A 24754-nucleotide genomic window follows, 5' to 3' on the forward strand; every position below is an offset into this window, starting at 1 on the left:
TCCGGGTCCCTTCTGTTTCGGTCCTGTCAAGTGGGGCTCACACCGCACAGGGGCAGCGAGCGCGTTGGAGGGTGCGGGTCGGAGGGTGCGAGTCGGAGCCTGTGGAGCTGAATCGCTGACGACATCGGCGGTCGATTCGTTTGCGACATCAGCTCCACAGCGACAGCGCACCTCACCCCGCGGAGCCGTCAACGCAGGTCGGCGCGGTGTGGTCGCCGGGTCACTGGCAGCCAGCCCAGGAACCGGGCGTGAAGTGCTCGTGGGTCCGGGCGAACGCCCAGGGAGTACAGGTCGTCGAACGCGTCTTGCATGTTCGCTGCCAGGTAGAGCGCCAGGGCGATCGAGTGACCGTAGAACTCGGTCGTGAGGTGAAGCTGAGCCGGCGCACACGGCCAGGCAGCCGCGCAGTTACGGCAGAGCCACGCCGGGCGCATCGGCTGGTGCGGGCGAGGTCGGCGGCTCATCCGACCCTCACCGGACCGCGCCTGACGGGCGTGCGGGTGGTCGGGCGACGGGTCGGCGGGGCGGGCGAGCCCGGCCAGATCAGGCCCGCGGACATCACGAACAGCGACCGGCGCGCGACCGCGTCACCATTCGCGGCCAGCTCGTAACCGTCGATCCACAGCCACCCGTCGTACGTCGGCCAGTCGAGAACGCGAATCACGCGGACGAAGATCGGACGCGAGAACTGCACACTCGCGGCGCGGGTCAGGTGCAGGACCTCACCCGTGTGCGGCTTCCGCCGTGTGGGCCTCGGCGTGGGTCTCCGATCCGGCGGCTCGTCCAGCACGATGCTCTCCCCTTGGTCGTCACTGTGGGAAGGGGCCGCCCCGTGGTGCTCACCCGTCGAGATCTTGGACAGTTTCCGTCACGTCATGACGGAAACTGTCCAAGATCTGCGGCAGGCCGAGGGGCGGCCCCACACGAACGCGCCCGCCGGGTCTCAGGTCCCTACCAGCCGCGCCGTCTGCCGGTTACATTGCCGAGAGCGATGGGATCAGTACACGACGTAGCTCTATTCCCAGGGACGTTCGGGATGTTCCTCTTGGAGGCAGGATGAACCATGCACTTCAAGTGGCCATGGCCGAAGCTGGCGAGACAGCCGAAAGCCTGGCAGCTCAGACTGGCGTTGATCCGAAAACGGCAGCGCGGTGGATAAGCCCGGGACGCGTGCCGCAGCCCCGTCGGCGCGCGAAGTTGGCCGCGCTCCTCGGAAGGGACGTTGGGGACCTCTGGCCGGATGTCCTCAAACGGCGCGAGCCGCAATGGCTGCGCGAGTGGGTTGACTGGGAACGCGAAGCCCTCGCGATTCGTTGGTTCGAGCACACCTGGGTGCCCGGCCTTTTGCAGACGGACGCGTACGCGCGGGCGACACTGGCAGGCGAAGCGTTGACGCTGGGCGAAGTTGACGACGTGGTCGCCTCCCGCATCGATCGACAGGCCGTCCTTCGCCGTGAACGTCCACCCCTTCTGGTCGCAGTCGTCCACGAACTGGTCCTGTATCAATCGGCGTATGGCGACCGATCATTGATGCGTGAGCAGGTCGCACACCTTGCGCAGTGCGCGGCACTGCCCGCCGTGCAGGTGCTCGTGGTGCCGCAGGACGTCGGGATGTATCCGGGCCTTGGCGGGGGGTTCATCGTGGCCGAGTTGCCCGACGGCGGCCAGGTCGCACATATCGACAGCCAGGTGCGGGCGCAGATCCTTAATGGAGCTGCGGACGTTGCTACGCTCAATCGCAGGTGGGAACGCATCAGAAGCGAAGCTCTTTCCCGTCAACAGTCCCTCGACCTGATCAGGAAAGCAGCAGAATCATGGACCTGACCGGCGCGCAGTGGCGTAAGAGCACGAAGAGCGGAAACAACGGAGGCTCGTGCGTCGAGGTTGCTGACAACCTTCCCGGCGTCGTCCTCGTCCGCGATACCAAAGACCGCGATGGCGGGATGTTGACCTTCGGACCGGCGGCGTGGACCGGTTTCCTGCACCTGGCGAAGGCCATCGGCCCCGTCGGCTGACCAACGCAGCACCAACTGCCCCCGGCGTCCTGGACATCACGGAACCGGGGGCCATTCGTGTGTCCAGGATGAGGTCCGCTCACCCCCGCGGTGCTTATAATGTGGGAAAATCGTCTCGCATGATGGGAGACCGCGATGAGCGTGACGGACGTCTTCGACGCCGTGGCCGGCACGTACGACGAGGCGCGCAGGCGGCTGGTGCCGTGCTTCGACAGCTTCTACGGCACCGCCGTCCAGGTGGCCGCGCCGCCGTTGCGGGCCGCGCTCGCCGCCGGGCGTACCCCCCAGGTTCTGGACCTGGGCGCGGGCACCGGCCTGCTCTCGTTGCTGCTCGCCGCGGCGGTGCCCGGAGTCCGGCTGACCCTGGTGGACGGAGCGCCGGCGATGCTCGCCCGCGCCACCGACCAGTTGGACGCACGGTCCGTGCCACACCGAACGGTCCACGCCGACCTGGCCGACGAACTGCCGCCGGCCCGGTACGACGCGGTGGTCAGCGCGCTGGCGATCCACCACCTGGACGACGCCGGCAAGCGCGCGCTCTACCGGCGGGCCGCCGCCGCGTTGGCACCGGGTGGGGTGTTCGTCAACGCCGAGCAGGTGGCCGGCCCGACGCCGGAACTGGACCGGCGCTACGACGAGGTGTGGATGCAACGGATCACCGAGCTGGGTGCGTCCCCCGACGAGATCGCTGCTTCCCGGGAGCGGATGCGCCACGACCGCCCGGCGACAGTGGCCGACCAGTGTCGGTGGCTCGCCGAGGCGGGCCTGGTCGACGTCGACTGCTACTTCAAGGAGTGGCGCTTCGCGGTGTTCGGCGGCCGGGCCGGGTGAGCCCGGCGGAATGTGCGTTTCGCCGCCCGGGGACGAGCCGGTGAGCGCGGGGATGACTGTCGGTCATACCTCTGGGTAATCTGCTCGGCATGACTGCCAAGGTGACTCTCTCGTTCACGGACGAGACCATCGAGGAGGCGCGGCGGTTCGCCAAGCGCGAAGGGCTGTCGCTCTCCGCATGGATGGACCAGGCCGCCCGGGAGAAGGCGCTGCGCGAGGTCTTCACCGCGCACGCCGCCGCCGTGGGCCGCGCCAGCCTGGATCTGGAGTCTGCCGCGCTCGCCGACGCCCGCGAGGTCGGCATGGTCAACGACCTGTTCTCCGGCGGACGGCCGCGTGCTGCGTAGGGGTGAGATCTGGCGCATCGAAGGCGCCCGGGAACGCCTCGGCCTCGTGATCAGCTCGGACGTCTACAACTCCACCGACGTGCCCATCGTGATCGTGGTCGAGGTGGTCGAGGAATCACTCCTGCGGGACTCGCCGCTCGCCGTGTCGATGGGCCGGTACGTGGTGATGCCCGACCGGATCTCCTCGCCCATGAAGAAGTGGTTCACCGCGTGCGTGGACGTCGCCGACACCGACACCATGCTCCGGGTCGGTCGGGCGCTGCGCATCCTCCAACAGCTCTGATCGGAAGGGCAGCCCTGCGCACGCCGCCCCCGGTGGCGTGCTCACCATCGCCGCCGGCCCGTGGTGCGATCCCCGTTTCCGGCCCGACCCGCGACGGGCACTGCCAGGTAACCGGCCGTTCCTAGCGTTTCTGCTCGTCACACCGACGAGGAGGAGCCGCCGTGAGCACGCTCACCAGCACCGTAGTCACCGCCGAGCCGCCCGCCGTCACCGGTCGTCGGCAGCCGCTGCACGACTGGCGCCCCGAGGACCCGGACTTCTGGCAGGCCACCGGCGCGCCGATCGCCCGGCGCAACCTCTGGGTCTCCATCTTCGCGGAGCACGTCGGCTTCTCGGTGTGGAGTCTCTGGTCGGTCACGGTGCTCTTCCTCGGCCCCGCGTACGGCATCGATCCGGCCGGGAAATTCCTGCTCACCGCCGTGCCGGCCGCCCTGGGCGCGGTGCTGCGGCTGCCGTACACGCTGGCGGTGGCCCGCTTCGGCGGACGACGCTGGACGATCATCAGCGCACTGCTGTTGCTGGTGCCCGCGGTCCCGATGACGGTGCTGCTGGAACCCGGCGTGTCTTACACCACCCTGATGGTGCTCGCCTGCCTCACCGGGGTCGGCGGGGGCAACTTCGCCTCCTCGATGGCGAACATCAACCTGTTCTACCCACAGCGGCTCAAGGGGCGGGCGCTCGGGCTCAACGCCGGTGGCGGCAACCTGGGCGTACCCGCCGTGCAGCTCGTCGGCCTGGCCGTCCTCGCCACCGCTGGTGCCGCGTACCCCCGGTTGGTGCCGGCGGTCTACCTGCCGCTGATCGTGCTGGCCGCGCTGGCGGCGGCCCGCTGGTTGGACACCGTGCCCGGGGCGCGCAACGAGCCGGGCGCGTTGCGGGAGGCGGCCCGCGACCCGCACACGTGGGTGATGTCGCTGCTCTACATCGGCACCTTCGGCTCGTTCATCGGCTTCGGTTTCGCCTTCGGGCAGGTGCTCCAGCTCCAGTTCGCCGAGCGGTTCCCGACCCCGGTCGACGCCGCCTGGCTGACGTTCCTGGGCCCGCTGGTCGGCTCGCTGATCCGGCCGCTGGGTGGGCACCTCGCCGACCGGTTGGGCGGGGCACGGGTGACCTTCTGGAACTTCGTGGCGATGGCGGCCGGCGCGAGCACAGTGCTGTACGCGGCCCGGGAGCGTTCGTTCGGGCTCTACCTCGCGGGGTTCCTCGCCCTCTTCGTCTTCTCCGGCGTCGGCAACGGCTCCACGTACAAGATGATTCCGGCGATCTTCCGGGCCCGGTCGGCGGACTCGGTGGCCACGGGTCAGCGTGATCCGGAGGCCGCCGCGCGGTGGGCGCGGCGGATGACCGGCGCGTTGATCGGCATCGCGGGTGCGATCGGCGCCTTCGGCGGGGTGCTGGTCAACATCGCGTTCCGCCAGTCGTTCCTCAGCTCGGGCAATGCCGACGCCGCCTACCTGGCCTTCATCAGCTGGTACGCGTTGTGCTTCGCGGTCACCTGGGTGGTCTACCGCCGTCCGAGGGCCGGTCGACTCACCAACGTGTGAGCTGAGACACCCTCGGCGCGTCGCCGCGCGGGACCGCACCCCCGTTTTGACCTGCGGACCGGGCGCCGGGTATCGTTGCCTGCTGTTGTACGACATCCAGAGGCGTGCCCCTTCAGGTACGCTTGGTCGTTCGTGCGCGCTGGTCCGGCCTGCTAGATCTGGTCACCTCGGCGCGCGACCCCAGACCGACGACGAGACAAGGTAGACCTGTGCGTACGTACAGCCCGAAGCCGGGTGAGATCGAGCGTCAGTGGCACGTCATCGACGCCTCTGATGTCGTGCTGGGCCGCCTGGCCACCCACGCCGCCACGTTGCTGCGTGGTAAGCACAAGCCGACTTTCGCGCCGCACGTCGACACGGGCGACTTTGTCGTCATCGTGAACGCGGGCAAGGTTGCGTTGACCGGCAACAAGCGCCAGACCAAGGTCGCTTACCGCCACTCCGGTTACCCGGGTGGTCTGAAGCAGATCGGCTACGACGAGCTGCTGACCAAGCGTCCCGAGCGGGCCATCGAGCTGGCTGTGAAGGGGATGCTCCCGCACAACAAGCTCGGCCGTCAGCTGATCAAGAAGCTGAAGGTCTACGCCGGTGCCGAGCACCCGCACCTCGCGCAGCAGCCGGTGCCGTTCGAGATCAAGCAGATCGCGCAGTGAGCGCGGGCGAAGGAAGCAGCATGACCGACATCATCGAGACCGAGGTCGCCCCGGAAGCCCCCGAGGCCACCGAGGCGCCGGCGCCCGTCGCCCGCGCGCCTCGTGGTGACCGGCCGATCCAGACCGTGGGCCGCCGCAAGGAGGCCATCGTCCGGGTCCGCATCGTCCCGGGCACCGGCAAGATCACCTGCAACGGCCAGGACCTCGAGGCCTACTTCCCGAGCAAGGTGCACCAGCAGCTCATCAAGGACCCGCTGGTCACCGCCGAGAAGCTCGAGCAGTTCGACGTGATCGCCAACCTGCGTGGCGGCGGCACCACCGGCCAGGCCGGTGCGCTCCGGCTGGGCATCGCCCGCGCGTTGATCATCAACGAGCCGGACGACCGCCCGGCCCTCAAGAAGGCCGGCTTCCTCACCCGTGACGCCCGGGTCAAGGAGAGCAAGAAGTACGGCCTCAAGAAGGCCCGTAAGGCTCCCCAGTACTCGAAGCGCTGATCTTTCCCAGCGCGTTGTACTTCTGACGGACGGCCGGTCCGCCTCCCCCTTGTCGGGGGGAGGTGGGTCGGCCGTTCCGCTTTCTCCTCACTGGCAGTGCACTTTCGGAGGTTGGCGGGTATGGGTCGGTTGTTCGGCACGGACGGCGTACGCGGGCGGGCGAACGCGGATCTCACCCCGGAATTGGCGCTGGCGCTCGCGGTGGCCGCCGCGCACACACTCGCCGAGACGGACCGCAGCCATCCGCCGCTCGCCGTCGTCGGTCGCGACACCCGCGCCAGCGGCGAGATGCTGGAGGCCGCCGTGGTCGCCGGGCTGACCAGCGCCGGTGCCAACGTTGTGCGGGTCGGCGTGCTGCCCACCCCGGCGGTGGCGTTCCTCACCGCCGAGGCCAAGGCCGACCTGGGTGTGATGCTTTCCGCGTCGCACAACCCGATGCCGGACAACGGCATCAAGCTCTTCGCCGCCGGCGGGCACAAGTTGCCCGACGAGATCGAGCTGCAGATCGAGGCGGCCGTCGAGACGAACGCCACCACCGCCTGGGACCGGCCGATCGGTGCCGGCGTCGGCCGTGTGCACGACCTGCTCGACGGTGCCGACCACTACGTCCAGCACCTGGTGGGCACCGTTCCGCACCGGCTGGAGGGGATCAAGGTCGTGGTCGACTGCGCCAACGGCGCAGCCGCCGAGGTCGCCCCCGTCGCCTACCGGGAGGCCGGCGCGGAGGTCATCGCCATCCACGCGGAGCCCGACGGGCTGAACATCAACGACGACTGTGGCTCCAACCACATCGAGGCGCTGCGCGCCGCAGTGGTCGAGCACGGCGCTCACCTGGGCATCGCCCACGACGGCGACGCCGACCGCTGCCTGGCGGTCACCGCCGACGGCGACGAGGTGGACGGCGACCAGGTCATGGCGATCCTCGCGCTGGCCATGCGGGACGCCGGCACGCTCACCCAGGACACCCTGGTGGCCACCGTGATGAGCAACCTCGGGCTGCGGCTCGCGATGTCCGCGCAGGGCATCCGCCTGATCGAGACCAAGGTCGGTGACCGGTACGTGCTGGAGGAGCTGCGCGCCTCCGGGCTGGCGCTCGGCGGTGAGCAGAGCGGCCACATCGTGATGCCCGCGCACGCCACCACCGGCGACGGGGTGCTGACCGGTCTGCACCTGATGGCTCGGATGGCGGCCACCGGCCAGTCCCTCGCCGAGTTGGCCTCGGTGGTCACCAAGCTGCCCCAGGTGCTGATCAACGTGCCGGTCGGCGACCGGACCGTCGGCGCCGCCGCACCCGCGGTACGCGCCGAGGTCGAGCGGGCCGAGGCGGAGCTGGGGGAGACCGGCCGGGTGCTGCTGCGCCCGTCGGGCACCGAACTGCTGGTCCGGGTGATGGTCGAAGCGGCCACCGAGGCGACCGCCCGTGAGGTCGCCGAGCGGATCGCCGAGTTGGTCCGCACCGCGAGCCCGGTCGACTGAGGCCACCTCGGGCGGCGTCACAACCGCAGTCGGGCCGCCCGCTCGTACGTGTCGGCGGGGTCCTCGCCGTCGGTGAGGTCGAGGTCCTCGGTGACGCGTCCGTCGGTCAGTCGGACCAGTCGGTCGCAGCGGGCAGCGATGGCCTGTTCGTGGGTGGCGAGCAGGATGGTCATGCCGTGCCGGTCACGGAGGTCGAGCAGCAGGTCGAGGATCTGCCCGCCGGTGGTGGAGTCGAGGTTGCCGGTGGGCTCGTCGGCCAGCAGCAGGCCCGGCGCCCCCATCAGGGCGCGGGCGATGGCGACCCGTTGCTGCTGACCACCGGAGAGCTGCGCGGGCAGGGCGCGCTCCCGCCCGGCCAGGCCGACCGCGTCGAGCAACTCGCGGGCTCGGGTCGCGTGGTCGGCCCGGCCCCGCCGGGGAAGGACCGGCGCGATCACGTTGTCCAGCACGCTGAGTGCGGGCAGCAGGTGGTAGCGCTGGAACACGAACCCGACCCGTTGCCGGTAGCGGGCCAGTGCGGCCCGGCGCAGGTCGCTGACCACCACGTCGTCGACGGTCACGGTGCCCTCGTCGGGCTGCTCGATCGCGCCGATGAGATGCAGCAGCGTCGACTTGCCCGACCCGCTCGGCCCGGTCAACGCCACCACCGAACCGGCCGCGACGGACACTGACACGTCGTCGACAGCGGTCAGCTGGTCCGCCCCGGTGCCGAATCGTCGGGTCAGGTGGTCGACCGAGATCGCGCTACCGATCTGCTCGCTCATGACTGCTACTCCTCTGCCAGAAGTCGGGCGGGTCGTAGGCGCGGCAACAGGGCGGCGGGCACCAGCGCGGCGACGGCGCTCACCAGCGTGCCCGCCAGCGCGACCAGTGCGGCCACCAGGACCAGCGCGCCGGGAAGGGCGCCGATCAGCCAGCCCGCGCTGACCAGGCCGATCACCGCGCCGGTCGTCGAACCGACGAGCCCCAGCGCCAGCCCTTCGTAGCCGACCAGCCGGCCGAGTGCGGCGTCGGTCCAGCCGATCGCCCGCAGGGTGGCCAACTCGGCGGCCCGGTCGCGGATGTTCAGGTAGAGCACGTCCCCCACCGCAGCGGCACCGAGCAGCACGGTGGCCGCAGCGGCCGCGGTGTCCGCGCCGCGCACGCTCAGCGAGACCACGTCGCCGAGCACGCTGCCGACGATCGCGCCCCGGAACGCCCACGCGGCGGCGGTGACCAGCGTCAGCGCGGCCACCCCGATGGCCAGCGCGCCGGCGCCGAGGAACGTGCGCCCGGGGGTGCGGGCCAGATTCACCAGCGCCAAGCCGAAGAGGGTGCGTGGCCGGCGTACCCAGCGGGCCGGAGCGACGATCGGGCGGAGGGCGGCGGCCGGGTGGGTGCGCGCGGCCCGCAGCGCCGGCACCAGGCCCGCGGCCACCGCGAGCAGCAGGGCCACGGGTACGGCCAGGGCGGACCGCCGCCAGTCGACGTCGATGCCGAGCGCGATTCCGAGCGGGATCGCGAGGATCAGCGAGAGCAGACCCGCGATGAGCCCGAGCAGGGCGACCTCGCCCAGGATCAGCGCCGCGATGCGGCGGACCGGCCAGCCGAGACAGGACAGCACCGCCAACTCGGAACGCCGGTCCCGGACGGCGGCGCTGACCGCGTTGCCGAGGAAGAGCACGCAGACCACCAGCACCAGCACGAAGAGCACCAGGCTCTTACGGTCCACCGCCTGGGTGATGATCGAGGCCACACCGAGCGCCGACCAGTTTTCGGTCAGCCGCAGCATCGGCCGGCCGAACGAGCCGGCGGGTAGCTCCACTGTCTGCGGCGCCCCCGACGAGCCGAGGGTGATGTCGACGTCCAGCCCGGTGCGTGCCGCGATCTGCTCGGCGACCAGTCGGACCCGCTCGGCCGACCGCTCGCTGTAGCCGTCCACGTCGGCCACCCGTACCCGGACAGCGCTGATCGGGGCCTTGGCCTGTGGCCCGCCGCCACCCTCCAGGATCTTCGGCACGCTGCCGAGGTTGGTGAGCAGCAGCGGCGGCGCGGAGAGATAGCCGGCGGGATTGCCGCTGGGTGCCAGCGGTTGACCGCCCAGCGCTGCCCGGCTGCGGTCGTCGGCACCCTCTGCCGTCGGTGCCTGGTAGGTCTCCAGCGGCAGTTGGCCGAGGTCACTGAACCCGGCCAGCCGGCCCGGGTCGAAGACACCGACAGCCCGCCAGAAACGGTTGGCGGTGTTCGCGCTCACAGCTAGCGGCAGCGCCCGTATCGATCGGGATCCGGTGTCGTCGGCGAGCCAGGGCCGGGGCAGCGGGTTGTACGTCTCCAACTTGCCGTACACCTCGGGGTCGCCGGGCGGTTGCTGACGGGCCCGCAGGCTGCCGTCGGGTAGCGGGTCGTACTGCACCTCGGTCGACTGCACGACCGTCTGGAGTTGACCGTGGCAGCACCCGGCCATGGAGAGTTCCTCGGTGAGCATCGCCTGGTGCCCGGCGGTGAGGTCGTACCGAGCGGACCCGGCGGGAGTCCCCCCGGGGCGGCTCAGGGTCTTCTCCAGGTCGATCGCCTCCACCCCGGCGGGGCTGATCGCGAGCCGGGTGAACCTGGCCGCCAGCGACTCGTCGATGAAGGGTCGGTTGGTGACGAGGACCGGGACCTCGTGGTTGTCCGCCGAGCCCCGGCGGTTGACGGCGACCTTGTCGTCCGTGCGGACGGCTCGACCGGTGACCACTGCATCGTCGAGCCCGACGAGTTGTTCCTCGGCCGCCGGGTCCACAGCGGCCAGAAGGAACGGCACTGTCAGGTCGTACGCCATCACCAGCCGGTCGGTGGGTGTGGCGGAGCCGTCCCGGTCGGTGGCGAGGACGTAGGCGTCGGCTTGGAACCGGCCGTCGGGCAGCAGTTGGACGGCATGCAGGGACCAGTCCTCGCGCTCGGAGTAGGTGCCCGGGTTGCCCAGCAGCGCGTATCCCGGATCGCAGACGGGAAGGCTGCGCCCGTCCGGCTGCACCTCGCGGGGGACCGGCCCGCAGGTGTCCGACCAGGGGTAGGACCGCCCATCGGAGTACGGCACGGCGTCACCGAGGGTCTCCCAGTCGATCCGGGGGTAGATCAACGGCTTCGTGGTCACGTACACATACCGGGGTTTGCCCGGCGCGCTGGAGAGACCACGTTCGGCGTGGAAGGTCGGGTCGACCCGGATGAGCTGCTGGTCCAGCGAGCGGTCGACGGCACCGGTGAGGTCGATCGGCGTCGGTAGCAGGGTGGTGGAATAACCGAGCATCGCGATCGGGGCCGCCACCTCGATGCCGGGGACCGTCGTCACCTGCTCGTACTGCTCGGTGGTAATGCCACCGAAGAGCCCGGAGAGATAGTTGGGGCGGACCAGCCCGCGCTCGGCTTCGAGCGGCGTGCGGGTCCCCTTGGGACGGACGAGGATGTCGTAGGCGACCTGGGTGTTGCGCTCGACCGTGCCGGTGACGTCCAGACGAGAGGTGGTGGTGGCGCCGGTCAGGACCACGAAGCCGGTGGTGGCCACCAGCACGCCGACCAGCAGCGCCACCGACCGCCCCGCACGGCCGCGCAGCTGTCTCCAGATGAAGCCGAGCATCGCGCCTCCCCGTGTGCTGACTCCCACTCTGCGCGATACATTGTGACAATGCAAGACCCGTACCGGAGGTGACATGGCGATCCAGCACGCTGTCCTCGCCCTGCTCGCTGGTGGCCCGAGCCACGGCTACCAGCTCAAGGGCGCGTTCGAAGCCGCCGTCGGCCCGCAGTGGGGGCCGCTGAACATCGGCCACCTCTACCAGATCCTCGACCGGCTCTCCCGGGACGACCTGGTCGTCGCCGAACGGCAACCGCAACCGATCAAGCCGGATCGGGTCGTCTACGAGATCACCCCTGCCGGCCGCGCGGAGCTGGCGCGGTGGCTGACGGAGCCGAGCCCGCGCAGCGGCGGATTCCGGGACGACTTCTTCCTCAAGGTCACCGCCGCCGCCCGGTCCGGCTCCGCGGCCACGGTTCGCGCGGTGCTGAGCAACCAGCGTGGCCACCTGCTGCGCGAGCTGCGCAATCTGGACGGCCTACGGCGGGCCGCCGAGGACCCGGTGGTCGGGTTGCTGCTCACCGCGGCCAGCCGGCACGTGAGCGCGGACCTGTCGTTCGTGGACGACGCCGAGGCGGTGCTGCTCGGTGACGACGGTCAACTGCTCACCCGACTCGCGACGTCGACAGCCGATCAGTCGGCGACCGACCCGGGACCGACCGGCTCCGGGCGGGTCAGCGGCTCGGGGCGGGTCAGCGGCTCCGGCCCAGAGCGTGCAGCCGGCTGACCGCCTCGGTCAGCACCTCCGGGCGCTTGCAGAAGGCGAACCTGACCAGCCGCCGGCCCGCGTCGACGTCGTCGTAGAAGACCTGGGTGGGCACCGCCACCACACCGCAGCGCTCCGGCAACGAGCGGCAGAACTCCACCCCGTCCCGGCCGCCGAGGGCGGTGATGTCGGCGGTGACGAAGTACGTCCCCTCCGAGTCGAGCACCTCGAAACCGGCGTCGGTCAGACCACCGACGAGCTGGTCCCGCCGCTGCTGGAGACCGTCCCGGAAGCCGGTGTAGTAGGCGTCCGGCAGGGCCAGCGCCACTGCCACCGCCGGTTGCAGCGGCGCGGCGTTGACATAGGTGAGGAACTGCTTCACCCGGAGCAGCGCCGAGACCAGCGCCGCCGGGCCGCTCGCCCAGCCGACCTTCCACCCCGTGCAGGAGAACGTCTTGCCGGCCGACGAGATGCGCAGCGTCCGCTCCCGCATCCCGGGCAGGCTGGCCAGCGGCACGTGCGGGCTGGACGCGTCGGTGAAGACCAGGTGCTCGTACACCTCGTCGGTGACCGCGTACGCGCCGAACTCCTGACACAAGTCGGCGACCTGCGCCAACTCGGCCGGGGTGAAGACCTTGCCGGTCGGGTTGTGCGGCGAGTTCAGCAGCACCAGCCGGGTGCGCGGGCCGAACGCCGCACGCAGCGCCGCCGGGTCGAAGGCGTACCGGCCGTCGGCCGAGGGGCGCAACGTCACCGGCCGGCGGACCGCGCCGGCCAACGCGATCGAGGCGGCGTACGAGTCGTAGTACGGCTCGAAGCACACCACCTCGTCGCCCGGTTCGCAGAGCGCGAGGATGCTCGCCGCGACCGCCTCGGTCGCACCCGCCGTGATCACGATCTCGCTGTCCGGGTCGTACGCCAGGTCGTAGAACCGCCGCTGATGCGCCGTTACGGCCGCGCGCAGGGCGGGGATCCCCGGGCCGGGCGGGTACTGGTTCTGCCCGTTGCGCAGCGCCTCGGCGGCGGCGGCCAGCATCTCCGGCGGGCCGTCGGTGTCGGGAAACCCCTGGCCGAGGTTGACCGCGCCGGTGCGTACGGCGAGGGCGGACATCTCGGCGAAGATCGTCGTGCCGAACGGCCGCATCCGGGCCACCAGCGGGTCGACATCGGTGCTCGTCGTCACCTGCGCCAGCCTACGGCCATACCCGGCTCGGACCCCAGCCTCACTCGGGCGTGCAACTGGTCGCCCAGTACCCGCGGATCTTCTTGACGACCGGCTTGCCGGCGCCGGTGACCGTGACGGTGCAGTCGAGTGGTCTCTCACCCTCGTCGTCGGCCCATCTGGCCTCCACCATCACCCTGGTCTTGCCGTTGGTACGGATGGTGGTGCTCCAGGGCAGTTTCTGGCCGTCGACGTGGATGAGATCGCTCTCGGCGTCGAAGTACGCCAGGTCGACGACACCCGACCCGCTGAGCTGGTAGACCACCGTCACGGGTGCCGGTCCTGAGGTCGGTCGGGTGACCGGCTTCTTGCTGGGGGTGGGGGACATGGTGGGCGGCTGCGGGGCGGTGGGTCGCTCCGGAATGATCGGCCCGGTGGTGGGCTCCGTCCAGCCGTCGTCGTCGGGGACGACCCACGGCTCCTCGGCGACCGGGTCCGGGTCTGTCTGGTCGAGCCACAGGCCAGCCACGCAGAGACAGCCACACACCAGCAGGACGAGTGCCACGACGGCCGCGACGACGATCCCGACGATCCGCCCGCTGCTCGTGGTCGTCTTGCCGGGGCCCTGCGGATACCCGGGGTAGGCGTAGGGCGGCGGATAACCGGGCGGCGGCCAGCCGGTGCCGGGGGGCGGATAGCCGGGCGGCGGATAGCCGGTGCCGGGCGGCGGCCAGCCAGCGGTCTGCGGCTGCCCGTCGGGCGTGGGCCACCCCGCCGGCGGTGGCGATCCGGCCGACGGCGGGCCTGCGGGGTCGGGCGACCACGGGGGTGTCTGCGGGTCGGGCGACCACGGCGTCGCGGACGGTTGTGGCGTCCACTGGGCGGCGGGCGGCGACGGCGTCCACGGTGCGGCCGGCGGGGGTGGCTCCCAGGGGGCCTGCGGGGCCCACGGTTGGCCCGGCGCCAGCGGGTCGGGGGCCGGAGACGAAGCCGTGGACGGCGGCGCCGTCGGGTCCGGCGGAAGTGCCTGGGAAGCCGGGTCCGGAGCGGACGAGGGGGTCGGGTCGGGCGGCGGCGCGTCGGACATGGCTGCTCCGGGCGGGAGTGGGTATGGGACGAACGGGCCGTGGACGGGAGCGCCAAACCCGCCGAGAGACTTCCGCACCCGAAGGCGTGTCGCAACCCCGCCCTGCGGAGCGGGGCGCGAGGGGCCTGTGACGCTCGTCCCGTTGCGGCCGCGTAGGCACTGATCGCTCAGATTCCGTGATTGATAACCCGACTTTCGAGCACCCAACGTGAGTGAAACTGGGTTAGGCTGCGGGCCATGTGTGGAATCGTGGGATACGCGGGCGCGCGCCCCGCACTCGGCATCGTCCTCGACGGGCTGCGGCGGCTGGAATACCGTGGCTACGACTCGGCAGGCGTCGCGATCGTCTGTGACGATCAGCTGCTGACCGAGAAGAAGGCTGGCAAGCTGGCCAACCTGGAGAAGGTGCTGTCCGAGCGGGCCGCCGACGACCCGACCTCCTGCGCGGCCAGCCCGATCGGCATCGGTGACGGCACCACCGGCATCGGGCACACCCGGTGGGCCACCCACGGCGGCCCGACCGACCGCAACGCCCACCCACACGTCGCCCCCGACGGGCGGGTCGCGGTGATCCACAACGGCATCATCGAGAACTTCGCCAAGCTCCGCGCCGAGCTGGAGGCCGACGGCGTCCAGTTCACCAGCGACACCGACACCGAGTGCGCCGCGCACCTGCTCGCCGCCGCGCTGGCCGACCTGCGCGCCGCCGGCCAGCCGGACAGCCCGCAACTGCTCGCCGCCGGCATGCGCGTGGTCTGCCAGCGCCTGGAGGGCGCGTTCACACTGCTCGCCGTGGACGCCTCCGTGCCCGGTGCGGTCGTCGGCGCCCGGCGCAACTCGCCGCTGGTGGTCGGCCGAGGCGACGGGGAAAACTACCTGGCCAGCGACGTGGCCGCGTTCATCGAGCACACCCGGGAAGCGGTCGAGCTGGGCCAGGACCAGATCGTGCTGATCACCGGTGACAGCATCGAGATCACCGACTTCGAGGGCCAGCCCGCCGCCGGCCAGGATTTCCACATCGACTGGGACTCCTCGGCCGCGGAGAAGGGCGGTTACGACTGGTTCATGCTCAAGGAGATCGAGGAGCAGCCGCAGGCCATCGCCGACACGCTGCTGGGCCGGCTCACCGAGAGCGGTGAGATCGCCCTCGACGAGGTCCGCCTCAGCGACCAGGATCTGCGCGACGTCGACAAGATCTTCATCGTGGCCTGCGGCACCGCGTACCACGCCGGCATGGTCGCCAAGTACGCCATCGAGCACTGGACCCGGATCCCGTGCGAGGTGGAGCTGGCCAGCGAGTTCCGCTACCGCGACCCGGTGCTCGACCGGTCCACGCTCATCGTGGTCATCTCGCAGTCCGGCGAGACCATGGACACCCTGATGGCGCTGCGCCACGCCAAGGAGCAGAAGGCCCGGGTGCTGGCGATCTGCAACACCAACGGCTCGACCATCCCCCGCGAGTCCGACGCTGTCCTCTACACCCACGGTGGGCCGGAGATCGCCGTCGCCTCCACCAAGGCGTTCCTCACCCAGGTCGTCGCCTGCTATCTCATCGGCCTGCACCTGGCCCAGGTGCGCGGCATCAAGTTCGCTGACGAGGTGGGCGCGGTGGTCGCGCAGTTGCAGGAGATCCCCGGCAAGCTGCGTGAGCTGCTCGACCGGATCGAGCCCGTCCGCGACCTGGCCCGGGAGCTGAAGTCCGAGCCGACGGTGCTGTTCATCGGCCGGCACGTCGGCTACCCGGTGGCCCTGGAGGGCGCGCTGAAGCTCAAGGAGTTGGCGTACATGCACGCCGAGGGCTTCGCCGCCGGTGAGCTGAAGCACGGCCCGATCGCCCTGATCGACAAGGGCACCCCGGTCATCTGCGTGGTGCCCTCGCCGGTGGGCCGGGGCATGCTGCACGACAAGGTCGTCTCCAACATCCAGGAGGTACGGGCGCGGGGCGCGCGGACCATCGTGATCGCGGAGGAGGGTGACGAGGCGGTCGTCCGGTACGCCGACCACCTGATCTACGTGCCGCGTACGCCCACCCTGCTGGCCCCGCTCGTCACCACTGTCCCGTTGCAGGTGCTCGCCGCCGAGATCGCCGCCGCCCGGGGACACGACGTGGACCAGCCCCGCAACCTGGCCAAGTCGGTCACCGTCGAGTAGGCACCCCGCACCTCCGGAACCCCGGTCGCCGCGCCCCGCGGCGGCCGGGGTTTCGTCGTCACCGGCCCAGCACGACACGGGCCATCCCGTCCAGCGCCGGGTTTCCCGCCTCCCAGTAGCCGGTGTGCCCGCCGCGGCCGCTGGGGAGCACCCGCCCGCCGAAGCCGGGATCGGCCGGGTCGTGACCGAACCACAGCTCGTGCCCCGTCCGGCCGGGCCAGCCCAGCACGGCGGCGAGTGGTGCCGCGCCGAACAGGGCCCGCCGGCCCAGCTCGTCGGGTGACCGGGCCGCCCGGATCACGTCGTCGGGGGCGCTGCTCGCCCAGACCTCGCCGGGCGGCACGCCCAGCTCGGTGGCGTGCGACGCGCCGACACCGGGGGAGCCGACGAAGACCAGCGCGTCGGCGGCCAGGCCGTGCTCCCGGGCGGCAACACCCACCACCAGCGACCCGTAGCTGTGCCCGAGCACCGTCTGCCGGGCCGGCGGCCCGTCGTGGCTGACACGCAGCCCCTCCTGGAAGCGGTGCAACGCCGGGCCGGCGTCCCGGGCCTGACCCGCCGAGGCGGCCTCGGTCAGCAGATCCGGAGCGTCGTAGTCCAACCAGAGCACCGCCGCGCTGCGCTCATCCGGGGCGAGCGCGGCGCACCGCTCCAGCACTCGGGCCGCCCTGCCCAGCTCGCCGGAGGCGTCGTCCAGGCCGGCCGTCATCCCCGGCACGTAGGTCAGCACCCGGTCGGCGTGGTCCGGGTCGCCGAGCGCCACCACCGCCCGGCCCTCACCCGCCGGATCCAACCCGAGCAGGTACGCCCGCGGCGCCTCGCCGGCCGCCAGCCGGCCGACCAGCGCGTCCAGACCGGCCAACCGTCCGGCTACCCCGCGCAACCGGATCAACTGGAGCGGCCCCGACGGCACCTGGGACAGCAGCCGTCGCCGCTCGGCCAGCAACTCCGTACGCCAGGCGTCGAGCCGTAACCGGTTGGCCTGGTCCCGGGCGGCCACCGGCAGCCCGTCCAACCGGCCCACCAGGGCCGGCTCGCGAACGATCAGCCACCGTCGCTGCGCCGGCGTCAACCCGGCCCACCAGGCGCCGACCAGCGTGGGCGCGGCACCGAGGGCCGGTCGGCCCGGCGGGGGCGGGGACGCCCAACCGGTGCCGGCGGCCCTGGCCAGCTCATCCAACCGGTCCGCGGCGACCCGGTCCGCAGCGGCTGCCCCGTCGAGCGCGGCCCGCAGGGCCGCGGCCACTCCAGCCGCGGCGACCCCGGCCCGCTCGGTAGGTCGATACCGGGCCGGATCGACCCGCACCGCACCCGAGCGGTCCACCAGCAGGCCCGCCGCATCGGCCTGGGCGACCGCCTGGGAGAGCCGCGCCTTCGCCACCGCCAGCCCACCGGACAACTCCGCCAGCACCTGGTCGACCTCGATCAGCGCTGGTGCGATCGAGGCCAGCTCGTCACGCAGGCCGTTGAGGCGAGTGTCCGCCGCCGTGGCTGCCGTACCCGACCAACCGTCCCGCAACCGCCCGGTGGCCGCCCGCAGCTCGCCGAGGCGCCGATCGAGTGGCCTCGCCAACCCCGCCCACGCCACCCCGGCGGCCCTCCACGCACCAGGATCGACAGCCCACAGCTGTCGGTAACCGACGCTGCTCACCGAGGTAGGGAGGCGAACCGGCCGGCGGCCCGGTCGTCTACCGTCTCGTACGCGTCGGCCGACGCCCGGACGTCGCCGGAGGTCGCCGCGACCCGGTCACCCAGCCGGCAGAACCAGGCGTGCACGGCCGCCTCCAACCCGGCCAGCGCCGCGCCGGCTCGCCATTCGGGCGCCGCCACCACCAGCCCGGGCAACCCCGCGAGGCCCAACGCCAACCGGTGCGCCTCGTCGTCGAGCAGGCCGGCGACCGCCCGCAACTCCTCCGGCTGAACGGCGAACGGCTCGTCGGTCATGACCACACCCCCGTGGACGATCGGCATCGACGCGCTCACGCTAGGCACGTGCCGGAGCCCGCGCGGTGCCCTGTGGACAGCCGACGTCGAGGCGTACCCCGGGGTGTCCACAGGCGTTGCCCAGCGCGAGCCCGACGGCTAATCTGCGGCCTCGACCGCCGGTAGGGTGGTGTGGTGATCGTCGCTGTCGGCATCGACGTGGTCCTGGTCGACCGGTTCGCCCGGGCCCTGGCACGGACGCCGCTGCTCGCCGACCGGCTCTTCACCAAGGCCGAGCGGCACACCCGCTCCGGCAGCCCGCGCTCGCCCGAGTCGCTCGCCGCCCGGTTCGCCGCCAAGGAGGCGGTGGCCAAGGCCCTCGGCGCCCCGGCCGGGCTCAACTGGCACGACTGCGAGATCGTGCCCGACCCGGCCGGCCGCCCCTGGCTGGCCGTCTCCGGCACTGTCGCGGCGGTGGCCGACGCGCGCGGGGTCAACCACTGGCATCTCTCGTTGTCGCACGACGGCGGGATCGCGTCGGCGATGGTGGTCGCGGAACGATGACGTCGGCCGGGAGGGCCGGTCAGGTCCGCCCGCTAACTGAATGGGACACGGTGGCATGAGAGCGGTGTGGCGGGTGGCCGACGTACGGGCGGCCGAGGCGGGGTTGATGGGCACGCTGCCGGAGGGGACGCTGATGCAGCGGGCCGCCGCCGGCCTGGCCCGCCGGGCCGCGCTCCTGCTCGCCGAGCGGGGCGGAGTCTACGGGGGCCGGGTGCTGCTGCTGGTCGGCTCCGGTGACAACGGCGGCGACGCGCTGTACGCGGGGGAGCGGTTGGCCCGGCGAGGTGTCCACGTGTCCGCCCTGCTGCTCACCCCCGGGCGGGCGCACGCCGCCGGCCTGGCCGCGCTGCGAGCCGCTGGCGGTCGGCTGGTCCGAGACCCGGCCGGCCCGATCGACCTGGTCGTCGACGGCATCGTCGGCATCGGTGGCACCGGTGGGCTACGGGCGAACGCGGACGAGGTGGTCCAGCGCCTCGGCGAGCTGCGCGGACGCGACGGGGGACGGGCCACGGTGCTGGCGGTCGACGTGCCCAGCGGGGTCGCGGTCGACACCGGCCACGTGCCGCTGTCCGCGTCCGGCCGGCCCACAGCGGTCCGCGCCGACGTGACGGTGGCCTTCGGCGCGCTGAAGCCCGCCCTGGTGGTCGGCCCGGCCGCCGCGCTGGCCGGGCAGGTCGAGCTGGTCGACATCGGGCTGCGGCCGTGGCTGCGCGGCACCCCGGCGCTGCGGGTCACCGAATGGTCCGACCTGGTCGACTGGTGGCCTCAGCTGGGCGCGGCGTCGGAGAAGTACACCCGGGGCGTGGTGGGGGTGTCGACCGGTTCGGCGACCTACCCCGGTGCGGCGGTGCTCTCCGTGGGCGGCGCCCTGGCCGGGCCCACCGGCCTGGTCCGCTACGCCGGCAGCGCCCGAGCCGAGGTGCTGCACCAGCACCCTTCAGTGATCGCCAGCGGGCGGGTCGCCGACGCGGGCCGGGTGCAGGCCTGGGTCTGCGGCTCCGGGCTGGGCACCGGCACCGACGCGGCGGCCGAGCTGCGCGCCGTACTGGCCGCCCCGGTGCCGGTGGTGCTCGACGCCGACGCTCTGACCCTGCTGGTGGACGGCTCGCTCGCCGACCGGCTGCGGGGTCGGGACGCACCCATCGTGGTCACCCCGCACGACCGCGAGTTCACCCGTCTCTGCGGGGAGGAGCCGGGCGCCGACCGGGTCGGCGCCGCGCTGCGGCTGGCCGCCTGGATGAACGCGGTGGTGCTGCTCAAGGGCGATCGCACGGTGATCGGCACGCCGGACGGTCGGGCGTACGTCAACCCGACCGGCACCCCGGCGCTGGCCACCGGCGGCACCGGCGACGTGTTGGCCGGGCTGCTCGGCTCGCTGCTGGCGGCCGGGGTACCCGCCGATCGGGCCGCCGCCTCGGCCGCGTACCTGCATGGGCTCGCCGGGCGGGAGGCGGCCCGGGGTGGCCCGGTGACCGCGCCCGACGTGGCGACCGCGCTGCGTCCGGTGCTGGCCCGGCTGGGCTGAACGGGGCGGTTCCGGGCGCGCTGACCGGATCGCCGCGTCGGGACGTGCGTCGCCGCCCGCGGTGATCACGGCGGAAAGTAGGCTGGGTGCATGTGGCAGGCCGAGGTACGCGTCGATCTTGACGCCATCCGCGAGAACGTGAGCAGGCTCCGATCCGGCACCACCGCCGAGTTAATGGCAGTGGTCAAGGCCGACGGGTACGGCCACGGCATGCTTCCGGCCGCCCGCGCGGCGCTCGACGCCGGCGCTGACTGGCTCGGCGTCTGCACCCTCGACGAGGCCCTCACCCTGCGGCGGGCCGGGGTGACAGTGCCGGTGCTGGCCTGGCTGCTCGCCCCCGGGTTGCCGCTGCACGAGGGGGTCAGTGCCGGGGTGGACCTGGGCGCGGCCAGCCTGACGCAACTGGACGAGATGATCGAGGCGAGTCGCCTCGCCGGGCGTCCCGCCCGCCTGCACCTCAAGATCGATACAGGGCTGTCCCGGGGCGGTGCGACAGTCGCCGACTGGCCCGCGCTGCTGGACGCCGCGGCGAAGGCGCAGGCCGACGGCCTGGTCGAGGTGGTCGGCGTGTGGAGCCACTTCGTGTACGCGGACTCGCCCGGCCACCCCACCACCGACCGCCAACTGGCCGTCTTCCACGAAGCGCTGGCCATGGTCGAGCGGGCCGGGCTGCGACCGCGCTGGCGGCACCTCGCCAACTCGGCCGCCACCCTCACCCGCCCGGACACCCACTTCGACCTGGTCCGGCCCGGCCTGGCCATCTACGGCCTGTCACCGGTGGCCGGCGAGACGTACGGGTTGCGGCCGGCGATGACCGCCCGCGCCCGGGTGATGCTCACCAAGCGGGTGCCCGCCGGCAGCGGTATCTCCTACGGGCACGCCTACACCACGCAGGCCGACGCGAACCTGGCCGTGGTGCCGCTCGGGTACGCCGACGGGGTTCCCCGACACGCTTCCAACACCGGCCCGGTCCAGCTCGGCGGCGTACGCCGGACGATATCGGGCCGGGTCTGCATGGACCAGTTCGTGCTCGACTGCGGGGACGACCCGGTGGCCGACGGCGACGTGGCGACGCTCTTCGGCAGCGGCGTCGACGGCGAACCGACGGCGGACGACTGGGCCGAGGCGGTCGGCACGATCAACTACGAGATCGTGACGCGGTTCGGCGGCACGCGGGTGCCCCGGGTCTACGACGGCGAGAAACCATGAGTTATCGCATTCCGCGTCCGCGGACGGCTGCGGGCCGGGTAGCGGGGATCGTCGGCGCGGCGGTCGGGGTGGCCGCGGCAGGCCTGGCGGCCGGCGTCGCGACCGAGCGGACCCTGGTCCGTCGGCTCAAGGCCGATCCGGCCGACCGCTACGCGCACGAGACGTTCGACAAGCAGCGGTACGACGAGGCGTTCCGCCTGGAGTTGCCGGACGGCACCGACATCCACGTCGAGGTGGTCGAGCCCACCCGGCCGGTGCCGGGGCACCCGACTGTGGTGCTGGTGCACGGTTTCTGCCTGGACATGGGGACGTTCCACTTCCAGCGCCAGATGCTCGCCGCCCGCGGTGACTACCGGATCGTGGCGTACGACCAGCCCGGTCACGGCCGGTCCGGACGGCTGGAGACCGGGGAGTACGACCTCGCCGTGCTCGGCCGAACGCTGCGTCAGGTGATCGACCGAACCGCCCCGGACGGGCCGCTGGTGCTGGTCGGCCACTCGATGGGCGGCATGACGATCATGGCGTTCGCCGAGTTGTTCGGAGAGCTGTTCGGTGACCGGGTGGTGGGCACCGTTCTGATGGCCACGTCGGGCGGGCTCATCGCGGAGACCAAGCTGGTCGCGCCCGCGCTGCTCGGCCGGGTCGGCGGTCCGATGCTCTACATGGTCAGCAACGCCACCCGGTACGGCGGGCCGGTGATCGACAAGGCCCGCAAGTCGACGTCGAACGTGGCCTGGTTACTGACCCGCAAGTACGGCTTCGGCACCCGCAAGCCCAGCCCGTCGCTGGTGTCCTACGTGGAGACGATGAACTCCCGGACGTCGGCCGACACGGTGACCCGCTACCTGCGGACCCTGGCCACCCACTCGCGCTTCCCGGCGCTGGCGGCGCTGGCGGCGACTCCGGTGCTCGTGGTGGTCGGCGACAAGGACATGATCACGCCGGTGACCCACTCCGAGGAGATCGTCCGCCGGTTGCCGCACGCCGAGTTCGTGAAGATCAAGGACAGCGGTCACGTGGTGATGTTGGAGCACGCGGACGAGGTCAACGCCGCCCTGGCGCGGTTCCTGGAGTCATTGCAGAGCGTGGAGGAACGGTGAGTCACGTCGTCAAGCTGCCGACCGTCGAAGACACTCGGGACTTCGGCCGGCGGCTGGCCGGGCTGCTGCGCGCCGGCGACCTGGTGCTGTTGACCGGCCCGTTGGGTGCCGGCAAGACCGCGCTCACCCAGGGCGTCGGGGCCGGGCTCGGTGTCCTCGGGGACATCACCTCGCCGACCTTCGTGATCGCCCGGGTGCACCGCCCCGATCCGGCCCGGGGCGGCCGGGTGGCGCTCGTGCACGCCGACGCGTACCGGTTGGGTGACGCCACCGACCCGCGCGCCGAGATCGACGACCTGGACCTCGACGCCTCGGTGGACGACTCGGTGACAGTGGTGGAGTGGGGCGAGGGCCTGGTGGAGCAGTTGGTGGACGCGCACCTACGGGTTCGCATCGACCGCCGCGACGACGACACCCGCGTCGTCGAGCTGGACCCGATCGGCGGTGACTGGGCCCGGCGGCTCGCCGACCTGGGCTAGGTCGGTGGCTGTCGTACCCGATGCCTAGAGTGCGGGGGACCGACCCGCGCTGTGAGAGGTTCCCGATGCCCGACGACGCCCCCGCCCTGGATCTGCTGGCCCTGCTGCCGGAGCAGTGGCGCACAGTGCTCACCCCGCACCTCGACCCGGCACGCACCGCAGCGCTCGGCGAGTTCGTCGCCCGGGAATACGCGACGCAGACGGTCTTTCCGCCGCAGGAGGATCTGTTCTCGGCATACCGGCTGTGCCCGCCGCAGGGCACCCGGGTGCTCATCCTCGGGCAGGATCCCTACCACCGGGCCGGGCAGGCTCATGGGTTGAGCTTCAGCGTCCGCGACGGTGTGACGGTGCCGCCGTCGTTGCGCAATGTCTTCAAGGAGCTGGGCGAGGACGTGGGCGTCCCCAAGCCGCGCAGCGGCAACCTCGACGGGTGGGCCGCCCAGGGGGTTCTGCTGCTCAACGCGGTGCTGACCGTCCGGCAGGCCACCCCGGGCTCGCACGCCAACGCCGGCTGGGAAGAGTTCACCGACGCGACGATCCGGGCACTGGACGCGGCACCGGACCGGGTGGTCTTCCTGCTCTGGGGCGGCTACGCCCGCAAGAAGGCCGCGCTGGTCACCAACCCGCAGCACGTGGTGCTGGAGGCGGGTCACCCCAGCCCGATGAACCCGCGCGGCTTCCTCGGCAGCCGCCCGTTCAGCGCCGCCAACAAGGCACTCGCCGACGCCGGCCTGCCCACCATCGATTGGGAGCGCACCGCCGGCTGAGCCGCTCGTCGACGTTGCACCGCCGGGCCGGCAGCTGACTCAGCTGTCGCTGGCCAACTGCCGGTTGCGGTAGCGGCGTAACAGTCCGGCGGCGCGCGGCTCGCTGAGTTCCAGCTCGACGAGCGGCACCACCTGGTAGATCCTTTCGCCGTGGCGCACCTCGATCGTCTCGGGCAGCTCGTCGCACATCGTGGCCCTGATCTCCCCGTACCGGGTCGACCACCGGTGTTCGCCCGGCTCCTCGGGCTCCAACCACACCCCGCCGAACTCACCCCAGCGGTCGTTCCACCGCTGCCCGTAGTTCGTTTCCAGCCAGCGGGTGAACGGTTTGGAGTCCTGCCAGCGCAGGGCGATCTCCAGCGCGTCGACCGGCACCGGCGCGCCCTGTAGCAACGCCGCTGTGCAACCGGTGATCACCTGTGGGAAGTCGGTGAGCCGGTCCAGCAGCCGATCCAGCCCCAACCCGTCGATCCGTTCGGCGATCGGCCGGGCGGCCAAGCCGTCGATCTGGGCGTCGAGGTGCGCGTCCAACGGCTCGACTCCGACGACCAACTGCACGTCCATCGCGGCAAACAGCCGTTCCAGCACCGGGATGGTCGGCGCTCGCTCACCACGTTCGAACCGGGCCACCGCGGCCTGGTCGACCTCGGCCAACGCGGCCAACTGACGTTGGCTCAGGTCGCGCAGCTGTCGTTGCTGCCGCGCGGCAGCACCGAGCAGGGCGACAAGGCGAGTCGATGACATCCCGGCATCGTGGACCACGGGTGAGATGCCCGCGATCCCGCTGCGGCAGGTCGGCGGCTTGCGGCGCGATCCGCGCGCCCTGATACGCCGAGCGCATGACCT

At 71.9% G+C, this 24754-nt stretch carries 26 protein-coding genes; 17 read left to right on the top strand and 9 right to left on the bottom strand.

What is annotated here, in order from left to right; all coding sequences use genetic code 11:
• Positions 1-188 precede the first annotated feature (188 nt).
• Both ACLQ3F_RS13625 and ACLQ3F_RS13630 read right to left on the bottom strand, forming a co-directional pair.
• Positions 189-464 (bottom strand): hypothetical protein, encoded by a 276-nt coding sequence (locus tag ACLQ3F_RS13625; RefSeq protein ID WP_425848997.1) that lies wholly within the window; start codon positions 462-464, stop codon positions 189-191.
• On the bottom strand, positions 461-787 hold the full coding sequence (locus ACLQ3F_RS13630) for a hypothetical protein (RefSeq protein WP_425849296.1): 327 nt from the start codon (positions 785-787) through the stop codon (positions 461-463). The genes ACLQ3F_RS13625 and ACLQ3F_RS13630 overlap by 4 nt, the downstream gene beginning before the upstream one ends.
• Positions 788-1056: 269 nt before the next feature.
• Here ACLQ3F_RS13630 and ACLQ3F_RS13635 point away from each other — a divergent pair, with 269 nt between their 5' ends.
• The 9 genes from ACLQ3F_RS13635 to glmM all read left to right on the top strand — a co-directional run bounded on the left by ACLQ3F_RS13635 (position 1057) and on the right by glmM (position 7643).
• Positions 1057-1824, top strand: a complete 768-nt coding sequence (locus ACLQ3F_RS13635; RefSeq protein WP_425848998.1) for a DUF5753 domain-containing protein — start codon at positions 1057-1059, stop codon at positions 1822-1824.
• Positions 1815-2015, top strand: a complete 201-nt coding sequence (locus ACLQ3F_RS13640) for a DUF397 domain-containing protein (RefSeq protein WP_425849000.1) — start codon at positions 1815-1817, stop codon at positions 2013-2015. The genes ACLQ3F_RS13635 and ACLQ3F_RS13640 overlap by 10 nt, the downstream gene beginning before the upstream one ends.
• Positions 2016-2150: 135 nt before the next feature.
• Positions 2151-2846 carry a class I SAM-dependent methyltransferase gene (locus ACLQ3F_RS13645; RefSeq protein ID WP_425849002.1) on the top strand — a complete coding sequence of 232 codons (696 nt, stop codon included), beginning with the start codon at positions 2151-2153 and terminating at the stop codon, positions 2844-2846.
• Between the two features lie 89 nt (positions 2847-2935).
• On the top strand, positions 2936-3193 hold the full coding sequence (locus tag ACLQ3F_RS13650; RefSeq protein WP_091403518.1) for a DUF6364 family protein: 258 nt from the start codon (positions 2936-2938) through the stop codon (positions 3191-3193).
• Entirely contained in the window at positions 3183-3476 is a 294-nt protein-coding gene (locus tag ACLQ3F_RS13655) for a hypothetical protein (RefSeq protein ID WP_091402325.1), read from the top strand. Before ACLQ3F_RS13650 ends, ACLQ3F_RS13655 begins: the two co-directional genes overlap by 11 nt.
• A gap of 161 nt (positions 3477-3637) precedes the next feature.
• Positions 3638-5020 carry a nitrate/nitrite transporter gene (locus tag ACLQ3F_RS13660; protein ID WP_425849005.1) on the top strand — a complete coding sequence of 461 codons (1383 nt, stop codon included), beginning with the start codon at positions 3638-3640 and terminating at the stop codon, positions 5018-5020.
• Positions 5021-5229: 209 nt separating this feature from the next.
• Positions 5230-5673, top strand: coding sequence for a 50S ribosomal protein L13 (gene rplM, locus ACLQ3F_RS13665; protein ID WP_053653864.1), 444 nt, complete (start codon positions 5230-5232; stop codon positions 5671-5673).
• Between the two features lie 20 nt (positions 5674-5693).
• Positions 5694-6167 (top strand): 30S ribosomal protein S9, encoded by a 474-nt coding sequence (rpsI, locus tag ACLQ3F_RS13670; protein WP_112626216.1) that lies wholly within the window; start codon positions 5694-5696, stop codon positions 6165-6167.
• A 120-nt stretch (positions 6168-6287) separates the two neighbouring features.
• On the top strand, positions 6288-7643 hold the full coding sequence (gene glmM, locus ACLQ3F_RS13675; RefSeq protein ID WP_425849008.1) for a phosphoglucosamine mutase: 1356 nt from the start codon (positions 6288-6290) through the stop codon (positions 7641-7643).
• A 17-nt stretch (positions 7644-7660) separates the two neighbouring features.
• On the opposite strand, the gene ACLQ3F_RS13680 is transcribed toward glmM, so the two are convergent.
• Complete coding sequence (locus ACLQ3F_RS13680) at positions 7661-8407, bottom strand: ABC transporter ATP-binding protein (protein WP_355009644.1); 747 nt, start codon at positions 8405-8407, stop codon at positions 7661-7663.
• A gap of 5 nt (positions 8408-8412) precedes the next feature.
• Positions 8413-11238: an FtsX-like permease family protein gene (locus ACLQ3F_RS13685; RefSeq protein WP_425849012.1), complete on the bottom strand. Its 2826-nt coding sequence runs from the start codon at positions 11236-11238 to the stop codon at positions 8413-8415.
• Positions 11239-11311: 73 nt separating this feature from the next.
• Here ACLQ3F_RS13685 and ACLQ3F_RS13690 point away from each other — a divergent pair, with 73 nt between their 5' ends.
• A complete protein-coding gene (locus tag ACLQ3F_RS13690) occupies positions 11312-11962 on the top strand; it encodes a PadR family transcriptional regulator (protein ID WP_425849015.1) in 651 nt (216 codons plus the stop codon).
• On the opposite strand, the gene ACLQ3F_RS13695 is transcribed toward ACLQ3F_RS13690, so the two are convergent.
• Both ACLQ3F_RS13695 and ACLQ3F_RS13700 read right to left on the bottom strand, forming a co-directional pair.
• Positions 11928-13085: a pyridoxal phosphate-dependent aminotransferase gene (locus ACLQ3F_RS13695; protein ID WP_425849299.1), complete on the bottom strand. Its 1158-nt coding sequence runs from the start codon at positions 13083-13085 to the stop codon at positions 11928-11930. The two genes, ACLQ3F_RS13690 and ACLQ3F_RS13695, sit on opposite strands and share 35 nt — an antisense overlap.
• Before the next feature lie 79 nt (positions 13086-13164).
• A complete protein-coding gene (locus tag ACLQ3F_RS13700) occupies positions 13165-14190 on the bottom strand; it encodes an MmpS family transport accessory protein (protein WP_425849017.1) in 1026 nt (341 codons plus the stop codon).
• 237 nt (positions 14191-14427) lie between these two features.
• Between ACLQ3F_RS13700 and glmS the strand changes: the two genes are divergently transcribed.
• On the top strand, positions 14428-16341 hold the full coding sequence (glmS, locus tag ACLQ3F_RS13705) for a glutamine--fructose-6-phosphate transaminase (isomerizing) (protein ID WP_425849018.1): 1914 nt from the start codon (positions 14428-14430) through the stop codon (positions 16339-16341).
• Positions 16342-16399: 58 nt separating this feature from the next.
• Here the strand turns inward: glmS and ACLQ3F_RS13710 are convergent, their stop codons facing one another.
• Together ACLQ3F_RS13710 and ACLQ3F_RS13715 are read right to left on the bottom strand one after the other, a co-directional pair.
• Positions 16400-17992, bottom strand: coding sequence for an alpha/beta hydrolase (locus tag ACLQ3F_RS13710; protein ID WP_425849020.1), 1593 nt, complete (start codon positions 17990-17992; stop codon positions 16400-16402).
• Entirely contained in the window at positions 17989-18285 is a 297-nt protein-coding gene (locus ACLQ3F_RS13715; RefSeq protein WP_425849021.1) for a hypothetical protein, read from the bottom strand. Before ACLQ3F_RS13715 ends, ACLQ3F_RS13710 begins: the two co-directional genes overlap by 4 nt.
• 174 nt (positions 18286-18459) lie before the next feature.
• On the opposite strand from ACLQ3F_RS13715, the gene ACLQ3F_RS13720 reads away from it, so the two are divergent.
• From ACLQ3F_RS13720 to ung, 6 genes are all read left to right on the top strand, one after another.
• A complete protein-coding gene (locus tag ACLQ3F_RS13720; protein WP_357199104.1) occupies positions 18460-18828 on the top strand; it encodes a holo-ACP synthase in 369 nt (122 codons plus the stop codon).
• Positions 18829-18883: 55 nt separating this feature from the next.
• On the top strand, positions 18884-20353 hold the full coding sequence (locus tag ACLQ3F_RS13725; RefSeq protein WP_425849024.1) for an NAD(P)H-hydrate dehydratase: 1470 nt from the start codon (positions 18884-18886) through the stop codon (positions 20351-20353).
• 90 nt (positions 20354-20443) lie between these two features.
• Positions 20444-21562: an alanine racemase gene (alr, locus tag ACLQ3F_RS13730; RefSeq protein ID WP_425849026.1), complete on the top strand. Its 1119-nt coding sequence runs from the start codon at positions 20444-20446 to the stop codon at positions 21560-21562.
• Positions 21559-22662 (top strand): alpha/beta fold hydrolase, encoded by a 1104-nt coding sequence (locus tag ACLQ3F_RS13735; protein WP_357199113.1) that lies wholly within the window; start codon positions 21559-21561, stop codon positions 22660-22662. Before alr ends, ACLQ3F_RS13735 begins: the two co-directional genes overlap by 4 nt.
• Positions 22659-23141 (top strand): tRNA (adenosine(37)-N6)-threonylcarbamoyltransferase complex ATPase subunit type 1 TsaE, encoded by a 483-nt coding sequence (tsaE, locus tag ACLQ3F_RS13740; RefSeq protein WP_357261185.1) that lies wholly within the window; start codon positions 22659-22661, stop codon positions 23139-23141. The genes ACLQ3F_RS13735 and tsaE overlap by 4 nt, the downstream gene beginning before the upstream one ends.
• Before the next feature lie 65 nt (positions 23142-23206).
• A complete protein-coding gene (gene ung, locus ACLQ3F_RS13745) occupies positions 23207-23908 on the top strand; it encodes a uracil-DNA glycosylase (RefSeq protein ID WP_357199115.1) in 702 nt (233 codons plus the stop codon).
• A 39-nt stretch (positions 23909-23947) separates the two neighbouring features.
• Here the strand turns inward: ung and ACLQ3F_RS13750 are convergent, their stop codons facing one another.
• On the bottom strand, positions 23948-24652 hold the full coding sequence (locus ACLQ3F_RS13750) for a helix-turn-helix domain-containing protein (RefSeq protein WP_357199118.1): 705 nt from the start codon (positions 24650-24652) through the stop codon (positions 23948-23950).
• Between the last annotated feature and the right edge of the window lie 102 nt (positions 24653-24754).

It is taken from the genome of Micromonospora sp. DT15 (assembly GCF_049841475.1).
GTDB lineage: Bacteria > Actinomycetota > Actinomycetes > Mycobacteriales > Micromonosporaceae > Micromonospora.

Excerpts from the sequence above, each read along its gene's own strand:
- ACLQ3F_RS13625 (WP_425848997.1), bottom strand. The coding sequence starts at position 464 with ATGAGCCGCCGACCTCGCCCGCACCAGCCGATGCGCCCGGCGTGGCTC.
- ACLQ3F_RS13635 (WP_425848998.1), top strand. The coding sequence starts at position 1,057 with ATGAACCATGCACTTCAAGTGGCCATGGCCGAAGCTGGCGAGACAGCC.
- ACLQ3F_RS13640 (WP_425849000.1), top strand. The coding sequence starts at position 1,815 with ATGGACCTGACCGGCGCGCAGTGGCGTAAGAGCACGAAGAGCGGAAAC.
- ACLQ3F_RS13645 (WP_425849002.1), top strand. The coding sequence starts at position 2,151 with ATGAGCGTGACGGACGTCTTCGACGCCGTGGCCGGCACGTACGACGAG.
- ACLQ3F_RS13650 (WP_091403518.1), top strand. The coding sequence starts at position 2,936 with ATGACTGCCAAGGTGACTCTCTCGTTCACGGACGAGACCATCGAGGAG.
- rpsI (WP_112626216.1), top strand. The coding sequence starts at position 5,694 with ATGACCGACATCATCGAGACCGAGGTCGCCCCGGAAGCCCCCGAGGCC.
- glmM (WP_425849008.1), top strand. The coding sequence starts at position 6,288 with ATGGGTCGGTTGTTCGGCACGGACGGCGTACGCGGGCGGGCGAACGCG.
- ACLQ3F_RS13680 (WP_355009644.1), bottom strand. The coding sequence starts at position 8,407 with ATGAGCGAGCAGATCGGTAGCGCGATCTCGGTCGACCACCTGACCCGA.
- ACLQ3F_RS13685 (WP_425849012.1), bottom strand. The coding sequence starts at position 11,238 with ATGCTCGGCTTCATCTGGAGACAGCTGCGCGGCCGTGCGGGGCGGTCG.
- ACLQ3F_RS13690 (WP_425849015.1), top strand. The coding sequence starts at position 11,312 with ATGGCGATCCAGCACGCTGTCCTCGCCCTGCTCGCTGGTGGCCCGAGC.
- ACLQ3F_RS13695 (WP_425849299.1), bottom strand. The coding sequence starts at position 13,085 with ATGCGGCCGTTCGGCACGACGATCTTCGCCGAGATGTCCGCCCTCGCC.
- ACLQ3F_RS13700 (WP_425849017.1), bottom strand. The coding sequence starts at position 14,190 with ATGTCCGACGCGCCGCCGCCCGACCCGACCCCCTCGTCCGCTCCGGAC.
- glmS (WP_425849018.1), top strand. The coding sequence starts at position 14,428 with ATGTGTGGAATCGTGGGATACGCGGGCGCGCGCCCCGCACTCGGCATC.
- ACLQ3F_RS13715 (WP_425849021.1), bottom strand. The coding sequence starts at position 18,285 with ATGACCGACGAGCCGTTCGCCGTTCAGCCGGAGGAGTTGCGGGCGGTC.
- ACLQ3F_RS13725 (WP_425849024.1), top strand. The coding sequence starts at position 18,884 with ATGAGAGCGGTGTGGCGGGTGGCCGACGTACGGGCGGCCGAGGCGGGG.
- alr (WP_425849026.1), top strand. The coding sequence starts at position 20,444 with ATGTGGCAGGCCGAGGTACGCGTCGATCTTGACGCCATCCGCGAGAAC.
- ACLQ3F_RS13735 (WP_357199113.1), top strand. The coding sequence starts at position 21,559 with ATGAGTTATCGCATTCCGCGTCCGCGGACGGCTGCGGGCCGGGTAGCG.
- ung (WP_357199115.1), top strand. The coding sequence starts at position 23,207 with ATGCCCGACGACGCCCCCGCCCTGGATCTGCTGGCCCTGCTGCCGGAG.
- ACLQ3F_RS13750 (WP_357199118.1), bottom strand. The coding sequence starts at position 24,652 with ATGTCATCGACTCGCCTTGTCGCCCTGCTCGGTGCTGCCGCGCGGCAG.